Source organism: Methanocorpusculum sp. (assembly GCF_030655665.1).
Lineage (GTDB): Archaea > Halobacteriota > Methanomicrobia > Methanomicrobiales > Methanocorpusculaceae > Methanocorpusculum.
Window position 1 is genome coordinate 20,821 of sequence record NZ_JAUSPQ010000007.1, and the last position, 13,813, is coordinate 34,633.

Annotated in this window: 15 protein-coding genes and 1 tRNA gene; 12 read left to right on the top strand and 4 right to left on the bottom strand. The window is 47.6% G+C overall.

What is annotated here, in order from left to right:
* Window positions 1-10 precede the first annotated feature (10 nt).
* Together Q7J08_RS05190 and Q7J08_RS05195 are read right to left on the bottom strand one after the other, a co-directional pair.
* A complete protein-coding gene (locus tag Q7J08_RS05190) occupies window positions 11-2,608 on the bottom strand; it encodes a valine--tRNA ligase (protein WP_304910635.1) in 2,598 nt (865 codons plus the stop codon).
* 53 nt (window positions 2,609-2,661) lie between these two features.
* Window positions 2,662-3,711: a hypothetical protein gene (locus Q7J08_RS05195; RefSeq protein ID WP_304910636.1), complete on the bottom strand. Its 1,050-nt coding sequence runs from the start codon at window positions 3,709-3,711 to the stop codon at window positions 2,662-2,664.
* Between the two features lie 223 nt (window positions 3,712-3,934).
* On the opposite strand from Q7J08_RS05195, the gene Q7J08_RS05200 reads away from it, so the two are divergent.
* The 10 genes from Q7J08_RS05200 to tsaA (Q7J08_RS05245) all read left to right on the top strand — a co-directional run bounded on the left by Q7J08_RS05200 (window position 3,935) and on the right by tsaA (Q7J08_RS05245) (window position 11,536).
* Window positions 3,935-4,453, top strand: coding sequence for a hypothetical protein (locus Q7J08_RS05200; protein ID WP_304910637.1), 519 nt, complete (start codon window positions 3,935-3,937; stop codon window positions 4,451-4,453).
* A 7-nt stretch (window positions 4,454-4,460) separates the two neighbouring features.
* Entirely contained in the window at window positions 4,461-5,594 is a 1,134-nt protein-coding gene (locus tag Q7J08_RS05205) for an ORC1-type DNA replication protein (protein ID WP_304910638.1), read from the top strand.
* Between the two features lie 74 nt (window positions 5,595-5,668).
* Entirely contained in the window at window positions 5,669-6,613 is a 945-nt protein-coding gene (gene mch / locus Q7J08_RS05210) for a methenyltetrahydromethanopterin cyclohydrolase (protein ID WP_304910639.1), read from the top strand.
* 82 nt (window positions 6,614-6,695) lie between these two features.
* A tRNA-Val gene (locus Q7J08_RS05215) sits at window positions 6,696-6,769 on the top strand.
* A gap of 299 nt (window positions 6,770-7,068) precedes the next feature.
* Complete coding sequence (locus tag Q7J08_RS05220; RefSeq protein WP_304910640.1) at window positions 7,069-7,761, top strand: GTP-binding protein; 693 nt, start codon at window positions 7,069-7,071, stop codon at window positions 7,759-7,761.
* Complete coding sequence (locus Q7J08_RS05225; protein ID WP_304910641.1) at window positions 7,758-8,807, top strand: ATP-binding cassette domain-containing protein; 1,050 nt, start codon at window positions 7,758-7,760, stop codon at window positions 8,805-8,807. The genes Q7J08_RS05220 and Q7J08_RS05225 overlap by 4 nt, the downstream gene beginning before the upstream one ends.
* The gene (locus Q7J08_RS05230; protein ID WP_304910642.1) at window positions 8,791-9,552 is read left to right on the top strand and encodes a DUF364 domain-containing protein; all 762 of its coding nucleotides are present in this window, start codon (window positions 8,791-8,793) and stop codon (window positions 9,550-9,552) included. The genes Q7J08_RS05225 and Q7J08_RS05230 overlap by 17 nt, the downstream gene beginning before the upstream one ends.
* Before the next feature lie 64 nt (window positions 9,553-9,616).
* Complete coding sequence (tsaA, locus tag Q7J08_RS05235; RefSeq protein ID WP_304910643.1) at window positions 9,617-10,111, top strand: tRNA (N6-threonylcarbamoyladenosine(37)-N6)-methyltransferase TrmO; 495 nt, start codon at window positions 9,617-9,619, stop codon at window positions 10,109-10,111.
* A 147-nt stretch (window positions 10,112-10,258) separates the two neighbouring features.
* Window positions 10,259-11,053, top strand: coding sequence for a molybdate ABC transporter substrate-binding protein (gene modA / locus Q7J08_RS05240; RefSeq protein WP_304910644.1), 795 nt, complete (start codon window positions 10,259-10,261; stop codon window positions 11,051-11,053).
* 3 nt (window positions 11,054-11,056) lie between these two features.
* The gene (gene tsaA, locus Q7J08_RS05245; RefSeq protein WP_304910645.1) at window positions 11,057-11,536 is read left to right on the top strand and encodes a tRNA (N6-threonylcarbamoyladenosine(37)-N6)-methyltransferase TrmO; all 480 of its coding nucleotides are present in this window, start codon (window positions 11,057-11,059) and stop codon (window positions 11,534-11,536) included.
* Between the two features lie 32 nt (window positions 11,537-11,568).
* On the opposite strand, the gene Q7J08_RS05250 is transcribed toward tsaA (Q7J08_RS05245), so the two are convergent.
* Complete coding sequence (locus tag Q7J08_RS05250; RefSeq protein ID WP_304910809.1) at window positions 11,569-11,739, bottom strand: hypothetical protein; 171 nt, start codon at window positions 11,737-11,739, stop codon at window positions 11,569-11,571.
* On the opposite strand from Q7J08_RS05250, the gene Q7J08_RS05255 reads away from it, so the two are divergent.
* Window positions 11,699-12,352, top strand: coding sequence for an ABC transporter permease (locus tag Q7J08_RS05255; RefSeq protein ID WP_304910805.1), 654 nt, complete (start codon window positions 11,699-11,701; stop codon window positions 12,350-12,352). The two genes, Q7J08_RS05250 and Q7J08_RS05255, sit on opposite strands and share 41 nt — an antisense overlap.
* Window positions 12,345-13,397 carry an ATP-binding cassette domain-containing protein gene (locus tag Q7J08_RS05260; protein ID WP_304910646.1) on the top strand — a complete coding sequence of 351 codons (1,053 nt, stop codon included), beginning with the start codon at window positions 12,345-12,347 and terminating at the stop codon, window positions 13,395-13,397. The genes Q7J08_RS05255 and Q7J08_RS05260 overlap by 8 nt, the downstream gene beginning before the upstream one ends.
* A 93-nt stretch (window positions 13,398-13,490) precedes the next feature.
* Here Q7J08_RS05260 and Q7J08_RS05265 read toward each other — a convergent pair whose 3' ends face one another.
* Window positions 13,491-13,709: a molybdopterin-binding protein gene (locus tag Q7J08_RS05265; protein ID WP_370651235.1), complete on the bottom strand. Its 219-nt coding sequence runs from the start codon at window positions 13,707-13,709 to the stop codon at window positions 13,491-13,493.
* Between the last annotated feature and the right edge of the window lie 104 nt (window positions 13,710-13,813).

Here is a 13,813-nt window from a genome sequence, read left to right on the forward strand (position 1 = left end):
CCTGATTAAATCAGGTGCGTTTTACGGTGATCATCACATCATCAAGCATGATGACGTCGACCGATTCACCGGAAACCGAGTAGATGTAGGATGTGGTCCAGGCATTTTCCGGAACAGGAATTTCCTCGCCGTCAATAACAACTGTTGCCGGCGGAGTGATCTTGTCGGAATCCGAAAGGAGATTGACAACCGCCATAAATGCGCCTGCTTTATTCCGGAGGGTTTTACCTACCACTCCTTTATTGAAGACAACTTCGCCAACAGTCTTTTCAAGTGCAGGCTCCTCTGCTTTCCAGACGACCATCGCATTTATGGTCCGACCAAGATCGCCGGAGTCATCGATATCATGGGAAGGAGTATATATCGTGACATTTCCAAGAGGGGCATTGAGAGCAAGACCTGAATCATGCTTGTACTTTCGGAGAAGGCTGACGATCTTTACAATGAGTTCCCCATCACGCAGAGCATCCTCATCTTCGTAGGAAAACGTGGTCCACGGCTGGTCGATGATCCGCTTTCCACCGGATAAGTGGTGATAGCATTCCTGAGCAAAGAACGGAATATAGGGTGAGAGCATCGTACAGAGTGAGTCCAGGGTCGTTTTCAGCGTATAGATCGCACCGGCACGTAAGGGATCTTCACTGTAAAGTCTGCCTTTCACAAACTCAAGATATTCATCAGCCATCACATCCCAGGCAAATTCACGGATCGCCTTCAGACCCTTATCAAAGAGATAAGCATCCATGGACTCAGTAACTTCAGCAACCGTCTTTGAAAGGTTCGCAAGCATCCACCGGTCGATAAGCGTGGACGGAGCATCCGTCTCCGGGACTGAGGATTCTTTCTGAATCTGCATCAGGGAGAATCTGACAATGTTCCACATCTTCGTCTGGAATCTAGATGCAGCAAGCACATCGTTCCAGTTGAAGAGAATATCCTGACCTGTTGATGAACCTGCGGCTGCCCACTGTCTGAGTGCATCCAGACCATATGGACCCATAACATCTTCCGGACCGATCACGTTGCCGCGTGACTTGGACATCTTGAAACCATCCTCCCCCAAAACCATGCCGTTGATGAGGATACCATCCCACGGCTTCTCTCCAAGAATGGCCATGCTTCTGAGAATCGTGTAAAACGCCCATGTACGGATAATATCATGACCCTGCGGGCGGATCTGAGCCGGGAAATACGGTGGCATGCCACTTCCGTCCCATCCGGTAACGTGAAGATCCGTGATGGAGGAGTCCATCCAGGTGTCGAGAACATCCTTCTCGCCGGTGAACTCGGTTCCTCCGCATTTCGGACATGCATGTTTTGGTTTTTCCATGGTCGGATCTACCGGGAGATCTGCCTCGTCAGGGAGGATAAGCTCACCGCATTTGTCACAGAACCAGACCGGGATCGGAGTTGCAAACAATCTCTGTCTGGAGATACACCAGTCCCACTCCATTTGATCAGCCCAGTTTTCCAGGCGCTGGAGCATGTGTTCAGGATACCATTTGATCTCTCTGGCGGCCTTGACGATCTCGCCGCTGTTCACCTTAACAAACCACTGTCTTTCGGAAAGAATCTCGATCGGAGTCTTGCATCTCCAGCACCCTCCGACTCTCTGCTCAATCTTTTTCTGGTCTTTGAGGATGCCGAGCTCTTTCATATCTGCAAGAATCGCCGCACGACATTCCTTAGAAGGCATGCCCTCATATTTCCCGCAGATCGCGGTCATCGTACCTTTGGTCGTAAGAGCCTTGCGCAGCGGAAGGTGGTGTTTTTTCCACCAGAACACATCGGTCTTATCACCAAAAGTACAAATCATCACAGCACCGGAACCAAACGCCATATCTACAGCATCATCCGCAATGATGACGACATCGTGACCAAAGATCGGGACCGTGAGCGTTTTTCCTACGATAGATTTGTACCGCTCATCATCCGGGTGAACTGCGACCCCAACACAGGCTGCGAGGAGTTCGGGACGGGTCGTGGCGATCTCGATTCCGTCGAAATCGAAGAAGTTGAGAAGCGTCTCCCCATCGTAATATGAAACTTCGGCAAAGGCGATCGCCGTTTCACAGCGGGTACAGAAGTTGACCGGATGCTCGTCCTGATAGATGTAGCCTGCTTTGAGCATACGCAAAAACGACAGCTGGGTCTTTGCGTAGTAATACGGCTCCATGGTGATGTATTCGTTACTCCAATCGATGGAGAAACCCATAGTCCGGAGACTCTGCCGCATCAGGGCGATGTTTTCGACGGTGAGTTCCCTGCACATTTTGCGGAATTCTTCACGCGAGACATCGTTCTTTGTGATATGGTGGGTCTCTTCGACTTTTACCTCGGTTGGGAGTCCGTGACAATCCCAGCCCTGGGGAAACATGACATTGAAACCCGTCATGCGTTTGTAACGGGCAATGATATCCATGTACACCCAGTTAAGAGCATGCCCGATATGGAGTTTTCCAGTCGGATACGGCGGGGGAGTATCTATTACGTATTGAGGTTTTTTCGAGTCTTTATCGAAGTAAAAGTCGCTGTCGTCCCACTGGTCAAGCCAGCGTTTTTCGACAGAGGCAAAGTCGTAGGTCTTTGGAAGTTCCTCGGTCAACATGTGGAATACGTTTTGTTTTTCTTCCCATATAATCCTCCCACACCCGAGAGGAATTATTCTTCTACTGCGTTGAGTTTGCGGGAGACCGCCGGACGATCGAGTCGGTTATGCTGGATGAACTCAGCAAGACCGGCGAGTTTCTGATACTCAGCGACGAGTCTGTTGTAAGAGTCGAACTTCTTCTTTAGACGCTCGACATTTTTGTTGTGGATACACCGAAGCGTTTCATACTCTTCAGTTTTGCCTTCAGCACGCAAGACCGGCAGTTCATCCCGTGATCTGGTGAGCTCCTTCTTGAGCAGGAGAAGTTTCTCATGGAGGCGAACGATCTCCAGCGTAAGTGTTCCATTCTCGGATATTTTTTCATTGAGTGAGGTGAGTGTCGCGAGGATTTTTGCGACCTCTCGGATGCAGTCATATCGTTTTGTTCCGTGACCGATCGGGAAGACCTTAGGTCTGGAGATCGTGTCGGCATACTCCCCTGCGGGATGGCCAATATAAGATATCGCCGTGGTTTCGACGACCGCCTGACCGCATCCGGCAAAATCATACCCCGCAGGAGCGGGCAGTCCTGCGGTCAAATGATTTTCCTTGCCAAACTGAAGAATGGATACCGCATACCCCTCGTGGGAGAGGAGACCCGCAAGAAGCAGAGATTTGTCGCTGCATATCCCGGTGCCGTCAACGATCGTTTCGACCGGGAAACGGGGGGCTATTTCTATTGAGGAGAGTTTGTCTGTGTCATACGGGAGCGACTGGACGTAGGCGGTCAAAAGTTCCAGATACTCATCACCGTTCAGGTTTCGCTCATTTCTGATCCTGCGAAACTGTGATAAAAGCGTCTGATAAACACGCGTCTGGAATGGATCGAGAGCGAAGGCTTTGTAGTAGCCGTCAAGCCAGGCATCCTGGATCCCGGCAGGAACACGGGCGGATTTGCCCGAGAGCTTCGCGCCTTCATACAGAGATAGCGGGACTTCGATGGTGAACGAGTAGTTCAGATGACGATACGGAAACGCGATTTTTGCGGAAATCATTTCAGACTTTTTTGTCGGAACGATCGAGGGGTAGGTCACATATTTTTCCAGACCGCGTTTTGCCATGCTGAGTAATTTATTAGGAGTAGTATGAGAAAAAACCGGAGATTGTGATCCCAGAAAGAAACAGTTTCAGAGAGAAGAAAAGTGATAGGACATCAGGACCACGCATCATCACAACCTTGCGGTTCAGCGGGGGTAACTTTCATCATCTGTCCGATTAACTATTATATCACTCATCAATATCATTAATTCTTTGCAAAACATACTAGAACACAACATACTGCTTATGGTGGACAAGAGGACAGTAACAATTGGAGTGACCATCAATCTGGGCAATTACGAGAGCCTGAGGGTTGAAGTCTCCGATATAGCCGAAGATGAGATCGCTTTCAGAGACCTCGCGGATTTTCTCGGGAAGGCTCTGGACGAATTCGGCACGCAGGACGCCGCAACGAGAGCGGCGGTCGAAAGATATAAAGAGCGGGTGCTGGAACGATACGCGCAGGAAAAGGAGGAAGAAGCAGGATACTTCCCGATGGAAGAGATCCCCCTGACGCACCCGGTCGAGGAATATGAAGCGGAAGAGGAGATCCCCATGCAGGTTTTGGAAGACACGCGAGTCTCTCTGCCGGCTGAAATTGAGCCAGAAACACCAGCAGTCATGCCTGAACCGACACCTGCTGCCTCACCAGTCCCGGAGGGCGAGTTTGTCTGCGAAAAATGCGGCGTTCCGATATCCAAAGTGCAAAGAGACGTATCAAATCTTTTTATGGGAAAAACGCTCTGCAAGAAATGCATGAAATGAGGAGAAAATGAAAAAGAATCTGCTGATGTGGGACCAGACTCTTTTCAGAGACATAGAAGTCTTTGATATCTCTTTTGTTCCTGAGCAGTTCGATTATCGTGACGAACAGATAGAACGGCTTGCTTTTGCCGTTAAACCCGCATTAATGGGCGGAAACATCCTCAATACCATCTGCAGGGGCGTTCCCGGGACCGGGAAAACGACCTCGGTGAAGAAATTCTTCGAAGAGATCGAAGGAGCAACAACAAAGATCGTGCCGATCCACATCAACTGTCAGATCGACAGTACTGAATATGCAATTTTTTCCAGGATCTACACAAAACTGACGAAAAACAGTCAGCCGTCATCAGGCACTGCGTTCAAAGTACTCATCGACATGATCGCAAAATACATTGAGAAGGAGGGAGTTATTCCTCTTATCTGTCTGGATGATGCGAATTATCTGATTTATAATAAAGAGTTCAATAATGTCCTTTACGCAGCCCTGCGAATCCACGAAGTCTATGAAAAAGTCAGGATAGGGATCATTGTCGTCATCAGTGATCAGGATATCCGTCTCGAGGAGGTACTCGATGCACGTGTCTCCTCGGTTTTCAGATATGAAACGATCAACTTTGAGCCGTACAGTGCCGCAGAAATTGCCGGGATTCTATCTCAGAGACTGGCACAGGGTCTGTATCCGAACGTATTATCCTCCGAACAACTGGATTATATCGTGGACCGGACGATGCGGTGCGGAGACATTCGAATCGGTCTTGATCTGATCAAACGTGCCGTGATGTATGCCGAGACGGATGCACGACGGGAGGTCATGCAGACAGATTTGGAAAAAGCCTTCTCCGCCTCGCAGGATCTGCATCTTGCCGGAACGATCAGGTCTCTTTCCCCCGACGAGCTGAGTGTCCTTAGACAGTTGGTGAAAATGACTACCGATGACACGCTGATGACGACAGGGGATGTCAGAAGAGCGATGCCGAAGGAGGCTCCGAAAATCACCCGGTTCAATGAGATCATGGAGAAGTTCGACCATCTCCGGCTGATCACGATGGGATATGCAAACAAGGGAGAAGGAAGAAAACGCTATGTGAACCTCAGATATGATAAAGAGCGGGTGAACAAGCTTCTCCAAAAGAAGAGCTGATAAAAATCCCGACTCATAACTCTTATCTATTTGACGGTCCCATATCTGAATAATATTCCTTAGGGTGATTTATTTTGGTAAGTGTAAACGAACTTGGACTTGATCTCTTCGAAGAACTCGTAGAGAACGCAGATCTGTTTAATGTTGCATACCACGAACTCGACAACGGTTCCCGTGTAGTCGATTGTGGTGTGAGTGTTGCGGGCGGCTATGGAGCCGGAGACTACTTTACCCGTATCTGTATGGGCGGTCTTGGCGATATCGCATTCCGTCAGGGTATGGTCGGCCAGTTCCCGATGACCTTCATCGATGTGAACACCGATTTCCCGGCGATCTCCTGCCTCGGCTCACAGAAAGCCGGCTGGACAATCAAGCAGGACAACTTCTTCGCAATGGGATCAGGACCCGCACGTGCCCTGTCCCTTCAGCCGAAACACACCTATGAGGTCATCGGCTACGAGGATGAGTCGGATGCAGCAGTTATCTGTCTTGAATCTGACCGCCTTCCAAGCGGAGCAGTCATGGAAATGATCGCAGAGAAGTGTAAGGTCGATGTCGCAAATGTCTGCGCTCTTGTCGCCCCGACTTCCTCTATGGTCGGTTCGATCCAGGTCGCAGGACGCTGTGTTGAGACCGCAATCTACAAGCTGAACGAACTCGGCTTTGACACGACGAAAATCATCGCAGCAGCAGGTACTGCCCCGATCCCGCCGGTACGCGGTGCAAAACTCGCGATGGGCGTTACAAACGATGCAACGATCTACCACGGACAGATCAACCTGACGATGAACGCACCGGAGATCGTGGACTTCCTTGAGAAGATCCCGAGCTGCTCGTCCAACGGATACGGTAAACCGTTCAATGATATCTTCAAAGAAGCAGGATATGACTTTTACAAGATCGACAAGAGTCTGTTCTCTCCGGCAGAAGTTATCATCAACGAAGTCTCCACGGGCAAAGTGTATCAGGTCGGAAAGATCGATACCGCTGTGACCCTGAAGTCATTCGGTCTTGCATAAGACTGGGATCAGAACAGGGATTTTTCCCACTCTTTTTCCGCAGGATTAATAACTCCGTAAATAGTATTTAGTAAGGTAATTTGGACTCGTGGTCTAGGTGGTTATGACGCCAGCCTTACATGCTGGAGGTCAGGGGTTCGAATCCCTTCGGGTCCACTGTTTTTGATTTTGTTTTTTGGGGATATGTTTCAGTGTGCGTTTCCATCACACAAAATTATCTTAACTCAACGAAATACGCGAAAAGGCGATGATTTTTCCAATCGAATACATCAAGTGCATGGGAAAAATAGCTGAACATATCAGAAAAGAAGCGTCTCAACCAAAACATACGTAATTATAATCTTGAATAGAGCAATAGATATAGTAAATATCACAGACCCTGTTAATCATATGTAATTTACCTCTTCTTTAGGAAGAGAAAATAGTCAGGATATTTTTCTCAGAACCACCTCACCATGAAACTCATAACTGTAGCCGGCCCGCCCTCATCGGGAAAAACGTCGGTGATTCTCAAAACCATAGCCCATCTAAAGGTACCGGAAAACAGTGTTGGTGTTGTCAAATTCGACTCACTCACCTCGTTCGATCATCTTCGTTACGACGAACAGGGCATCCCAAATCAGACAGGATTCGCCGGAAAAATCTGCCCGGATCATTTCTTTGTGAGTAATATTGAAGACGCTGTGCAATGGGGACGGAGAAAAGGACTTTCTATACTCGTCACAGAAAGTGCAGGACTTTGCAACCGCTGCTCACCCCACATCAACGGCATTCTCTCCGTATGTGTCATCGACAATCTTTCGGGTGTCAACACGCCGAGAAAAATTGGTCCAATGCTCAAATACGCTGACATCATCGTCGTAACCAAAGGTGACATTGTCTCCCAGGCAGAACGCGAAGTGTTTGCCTTCAATATAAAAGAAGTCAATGCAAATGCTCAGATACTTTTTATCAACGGCATTACCGGACAGGGAGCATTTCTCCTCGCGAAATACTGGCAGGATACTCTGGATATCGACACTCTCAAAGATCGTAAACTTAGATTTACCATGCCGGCTGCAATCTGCTCATATTGCACGGGTGAGACAATGATCGGTGATACTTATCAGATGGGGATGCTGAAACGCATGGAGTTTGATAACGAATGAATACCGACGCATACTTTACGGAAGTCTCCACAACAAAGATCTGTGAACTGCTGAAACGCTACCCTCTTGCATCCGATTATCTGGCAAACATTCGTCTCGGCAAAATCAATCACGATCTGACACTCCCGGAAGCACTTCTTGATGTGGATGAAGATATTCTCGAAGAATTCGGTCTCACGCGTGACAGTGTGGTTCTGCATTTTTGTTCGTTTCTCTTAGCATTCTCCCAAAATACAGAACTGAACGGAGGTATTTCTTCGATAACCATTCTTGGCGGACAGGATAAATCAGGTAAACCTGAGCAAATCGAAATAACCGTTGTGCCCGGAGAGATCGTGAGTATTGTTGGTCCGACCGGATCGGGAAAAAGCCGCCTTCTGGAAGACATCGAATGTCTGGCCCAAAGGGATACGCCAACAGGCAGACAGGTCCTCCTGAACGGGGCTGCCCCGGATGATGAACGACGATTTGCGACAGGTGGAAAACTCGTTGCACAGCTGTCACAAAACATGAATTTCGTCATGGATCTAACGGTGCGTGAATTTCTGGAGATGCATGCAAAAAGCCGGATGACGACGGACCCGGCAGAGACGGCAGAACGATGTTTTGTCTGTGCGAACACTCTTGCCGGAGAAAAATTTACTCCGGAAACAAAAGTGACACAGCTTTCCGGAGGTCAGTCACGGGCATTGATGATAGCAGACACTGCCCTCATGAGTGCATCACCGATCATTCTCATCGATGAGATAGAAAATGCCGGTATCGACCGAAGAGAGGCGATAAAACTGCTTGCAAATCACGAAAAAATCATTCTGATGTCGACCCATGATCCGCTGCTCGCTCTTCGGGCGGATAAACGGATCGTGATCAAAAACGGCGGGATAGCAAAAATTCTCGTAACAACCGAAACAGAACGGCAAAGCCTCAACCATATCCAGCAGATGGATGAGATTTTGCAGAATCTGAGAAATCATCTAAGAAAGGGTGATACCATCACCATGGAAATGATACCAAAAATGGAGGACAATTATGTGGGAACTTTATGACGCTTTAATCGAACATATCCCTGACGATATTACTGCAAAAACTATTATCATCGGTAATGAGACAACAATTGTGGAATCCGATATTGGCGGAGTAGGATTCGCTCCATTCCGTGCCTACTTCCAGCGGGCACCGTCTTTAACTCAGAATAAACTAGGTATGCCGCTGAAAGAACTTGCCGAATGTGTAAAATCCTGGAACTTCCCCGAAGCTTCTGTCGGGAATGCCGCAATCAATGCATGGTATAATCACCCGGATACTGCCAAACGTGCAGGAATCGATGTCCCTGACCGAAAAACGATAAAGGACAGACTAAATGACCCGTTTATCAACTCGCAGAATCAGGTGAAGGGTAAGATGGTCTGCGTTGTAGGTCATTTCCCCTTTATAGAGAAACTGTTCGCACCGGTCTGTGACCTGCGCATCATTGAATGGGACCCAATAGAGGGAGACTATCCCTATACGGCATGCGAATATCTGCTGCCGGAATGTGATTATGCATATCTGACCTGCGCAGGACTTGGCGACAAAAGTCTGCCCCGTCTCCTGGAACTTTCCGAAAATGCAGAAAAAGTCGTTGTTGTGGGTCCGGCAACCCCGCTAGCAGCACCATTGTTTGATTTCGGGGTCGATGATCTCTCCGGTCTCGTAATAACAGACAATGCACTTGCACTGCGGATAGCATCCGGTGCAGAAAACCAGCGGATCTACAATGCAGGACAAAAGGTACATTTTTTGAAAAAGTAGAGAGTGCCTAAACGTAACATGAAAATGATTACTGATAACTAATTGTACATCAAATATGATATCCATGCATGAACAGAATATGGTCCATTTCGCACCGATTGGATGTGTCCATTCTCCTCACCAAGATCTTGCCGGGATGCCGATCCAGCCTCCTGCAGCCAAAGAATTTGCCGGAACAATAGAGATATTTCCTGAGTTTTCGGACGGGCTGAAAGATATAGAAGCTTTCACGAGACTAATGCTTATTTATCATCTGCATAAAAGTACCGGCTGCAATCTTACCGTGACACCGTTTCTCGACACACAAAGCCATGGTGTTTTTGCAACCCGAGTCCCGAAAAGACCGAATGCGATCGGTTTTTCCGTAGTTCGCCTGCTTGGGCGTGAGGGGAATATACTCCAAATCGGGGATGTCGACATCCTGGACGGCACGCCTCTTCTGGACATCAAACCCTATGTTCCATTATTCGACGCGTATCAGAATGAACGGTATGGATGGTTTGAAGGAAAGCTGACTGATATCGACGTTGCCCGCTCCGATGACCGGTTCAAAAAATAAAACAAGCATATTTTTTCCAGCATTCTTTTTTCATCATGCGAATAAAGCCATGTAAAGAAAGTTTTTTGCATTTATATTAATCATGTTAACTTAACATTTTAGAAATATATAATTAAATTATTTACATATGGTTGCCAATCTGTACATATGAAAAGATCAATTCTCTCTGTCTTAGCTGTATTTGCCATTCTTCTGGCAATCATCTGCTCTGCTGGTTGTATCGCGGAAGATCAGAAGTATGACGGCAAAAGTCTTCTTGTGTATTCCGGTGCAGGACTTAAAGGCCCCATGGCTGAAATCGGACAAGTATTCGGGGATAAATACAATGTGACCGTTGACCTCACCTATGGAGGTTCCGGCGTTTTGATTTCCCAGATGGCAACCACGAAGCTCGGCGATATTTTCATACCGGGTGGAGAACCTGATTATCAGAACGCTGTTGCGAAAGGTCTTGTGAGTGCAGAGTATCAGCCGGTAGCCTATCACGTGCCGGTTATTGCCGTTGCCAAAGGAAATCCGTATGGAATTACAACCGTTGAAGACCTTGCCAAACCCGGACTCCGTGTTGCTCTTGGAGATGTAAATGCTACTGCGATTGGAAAAGCCAGTGTCGTCATCTTTACTAAAGCCGGTGTTTTAGATGCCGTTGAAAAGAATGTCGTTCTTCGCGGGGCTACCATCAACGAAGTCGTAACGGCTCTTTCTACCGGAAATGCCGATGCAGCTGTTTTGACGCTTGACAGTGCCAATCAAGACCTTTTCACCACTATCGAAATCCCAGTAACGGAAAATTCCATCCTCGTTACGCCGATCGGCGTGACAACGTTCACCACTCAGCCGGAACTTGCCCAGGCATTCGCTGACTTTGTAGCATCCGACGAAGGAAAAGCGATCTTTGAAAAGTATGGATTCCCCGGATATCCGGATGCGAAATACACCTGAAGCATGTCGGAAACATTTACCCTTGAACAGATAGGGGTAATCCACTCCCCCTATACGGACCCCATGCAGACCCCTTTACAGAGTGTGTTCAGCAAAGGCAGGGGAACCATAGAGCTGTTCGCCGAATTTGCAGAAGGACTGGACCAGATTGGGTCATTTTCTCATCTGATCCTTATTACCCGTCTGCACAAAGCTCCATCAGAAATGCTTGTTGAAACACCCATGGTTGACGGCGGAATGCCGCACGGTATTTTTGCCACCAGACATATGTGCAGACCAAACCGTATCGGATTTTCGATCGTAAAACTCCTGTCGGTAGCAGATAACTCTCTCGTGATCGAAGGGGTAGATCTGCTTGACGGGACACCCGTTCTTGACATCAAACCCTATATCCCGGCGTTTGACGCTGTTTTGGATGCATCCTCCGGGTGGCTGAGCAGCCAGCATCTGGATAACATCCGGAAAAAAAGTCAGTCTCTTTGAATTATGGTACAGAGACGCTTACCCACCTTTTTTCAGGCCGTATGCATCGGGATCACACTCATCACAGTTATCATTCTGATAGCAGTTTTTTTAGGTCTTATCCTCTTCTCATCCCCGGAAGCACTGATCGCGAGTTTTCTCTCGGACGAAATATGGTATGCAATCAAGTTATCCATAATAACTGCGGTGATATCAACGCTCATTTGTTTGATTATTGCGGTACCGATTGCCTATTCCATGACACGATTCAGTTTTTTTGGGAAACAGTGGGTTAACGTTCTCCTGAATCTCCCTCTCTCCCTTCCACCGCTCGTAGCGGGTGTGGCATTGTTGATTTTTCTCTCTCCAGTCACATCACCGGTCGGTCAGTTTTTCACCGGCATGGGAATATATGTTGTTTACACTCCTGCGGCAATCATCATAGCCCAAGTCTTTGTGAATGCCCCATACATGGTCAGAATCGCCCGATCAACATTTGCTATGATAAGCCCGCGGTATGAACACGTGGCACGAACTCTCGGGTGCTCGGAGTTTGGAGCATTTCAAAAAATCACGCTTCCTATGGCAAAGAACGGACTGATCGGAGGAGTCATCATCACTTGGTCAAAAGCCATGGGTGAGTTTGGAGCTGTGTTGATGCTTGCCGGCGCGATTGCCATGAAAACAGAAACCTTGCCGATTGCCCTTTTCCTGAACATGTCCACCGGAGATTTGGATATGGCAATTGCGGCAGCACTTATTCTCCTGATAATTTCAGGAACTGCTCTCATTCTGTTTGAATATTTCGGGAAAGATGTTGGTGATGTATATGCTTGAAATAGATGCACTTTCCATTCAGCTCGGTGAATTTTCCTTTACTGATCTAAATCTGAATGTGAAGGAGGGGGAATACTGTATCATCCTTGGTCCTACAGGTGCGGGCAAAACGATCCTGCTCGAAACGATCGCAGGTATCCATTATCCAAAAAGCGGCAGGATACTTTTGAACGGAAAGGACATTACGAATACTCCGCCGGAATCACGCGGAATCGGGATGGTCTATCAGGATTACATGCTCTTCCCCCATATGACCGTGGCAGAAAACATCGGATTTGGTCTTAAGGAACGAGGGGTGCCCAAGCCGGAACGGGATGCTGCAGTACAAAAAATCGCTGCTACGTTTGGGATCTCCCACCTTCTCGAGCGTCATCCAAAGACCCTTTCGGGGGGTGAACAGCAGAGAACCGCGATCGCCCGGTCACTTCTCCTGCGTCCCTCGGTTCTTCTTTTGGATGAACCTCTTTCCGCTCTGGATACGATCACACGTGAGCGTCTCCGAGATGAACTCAAGGCGATCCACAAAGAAACAGGAATGACGATCCTACATATCACGCATCATTTTGAAGATATTTATGCCCTTGCCGATCGTGTGGTTGTGATGCGGGACGGGGGAATCGTTCAGGAGGGGACGCCGGATATGATCATGCGTCATCCGGTCTCAAATTTTATAGCAAACTTCACCGGCATGGATAATATTTTCACCGGGAATGCAGTAATAACTCAGGCAGGAATCGTTGAAATCCACATGGGTACGATGATTGTTCGTGCAGTAACAGAGTTGACCGGTCGGGTACATGCAGGAATCAGATCAGAGGATATGATCATATCCTCTGAACCGTTTACTTCATCAGCACAAAACTCATTTACCGGGATTGTTACCCAGATCATCGACATTGGTGCATATTCGAAGATTGTTGTGGATACAGGTCTTATTCTGACAGCAGTTCTCACCCGTCAAAGCATTCAGCGTCTTGGGATAACGGTGGGAACTTCCGTGTGGATCACGTTCAAGGCAACTTCCGTTCACGTGTTCAGGGAATGATCACTGATAAAGCAAAAAACAAAAACGCTACGAGTTAATTATAACGGAAAAAAGTGAATGGTTGTCAGCAAAAGAAGCTGGCTTCATTCGGTATTAGTCAACGGCTACCAGTACTTCGCTTGACTTGATGACCGCGTAAACGTCTTTACCCACGGCAAGGCCCAGGGATTCAGCGGATGTTTTTGTAATAACGGATACGATCTGCTGACCTTTGCCAATATCAATGACGATTTCGCTACTAACCATCCCGTGAGTTACTTTGACTACTTTACCTTTGATCTGGTTTCTTGCGCTAAGTTTCATACGTATCATATGTTACATGACCATACTGGATGATATAGATATTGATAGAGGCATTTAATTAACATAATTAATATAACACTGAAATATCCACATAAAAATTGACATTATGATCA

Bases quoted from the DNA above. Each gene is read 5' to 3' on its own strand.
- Q7J08_RS05190 (WP_304910635.1), bottom strand. From the start codon at position 2,608: ATGTTGACCGAGGAACTTCCAAAGACCTACGACTTTGCCTCTGTCGAA.
- Q7J08_RS05195 (WP_304910636.1), bottom strand. From the start codon at position 3,711: ATGGCAAAACGCGGTCTGGAAAAATATGTGACCTACCCCTCGATCGTT.
- Q7J08_RS05200 (WP_304910637.1), top strand. From the start codon at position 3,935: ATGGTGGACAAGAGGACAGTAACAATTGGAGTGACCATCAATCTGGGC.
- Q7J08_RS05205 (WP_304910638.1), top strand. From the start codon at position 4,461: ATGAAAAAGAATCTGCTGATGTGGGACCAGACTCTTTTCAGAGACATA.
- Q7J08_RS05220 (WP_304910640.1), top strand. From the start codon at position 7,069: ATGAAACTCATAACTGTAGCCGGCCCGCCCTCATCGGGAAAAACGTCG.
- Q7J08_RS05225 (WP_304910641.1), top strand. From the start codon at position 7,758: ATGAATACCGACGCATACTTTACGGAAGTCTCCACAACAAAGATCTGT.
- Q7J08_RS05230 (WP_304910642.1), top strand. From the start codon at position 8,791: ATGTGGGAACTTTATGACGCTTTAATCGAACATATCCCTGACGATATT.
- tsaA (WP_304910643.1), top strand. From the start codon at position 9,617: ATGCATGAACAGAATATGGTCCATTTCGCACCGATTGGATGTGTCCAT.
- modA (WP_304910644.1), top strand. From the start codon at position 10,259: ATGAAAAGATCAATTCTCTCTGTCTTAGCTGTATTTGCCATTCTTCTG.
- tsaA (WP_304910645.1), top strand. From the start codon at position 11,057: ATGTCGGAAACATTTACCCTTGAACAGATAGGGGTAATCCACTCCCCC.
- Q7J08_RS05250 (WP_304910809.1), bottom strand. From the start codon at position 11,739: ATGAGCGTTGATATCACCGCAGTTATTATGGATAACTTGATTGCATAC.
- Q7J08_RS05260 (WP_304910646.1), top strand. From the start codon at position 12,345: ATGCTTGAAATAGATGCACTTTCCATTCAGCTCGGTGAATTTTCCTTT.
- Q7J08_RS05265 (WP_370651235.1), bottom strand. From the start codon at position 13,709: ATGATACGTATGAAACTTAGCGCAAGAAACCAGATCAAAGGTAAAGTA.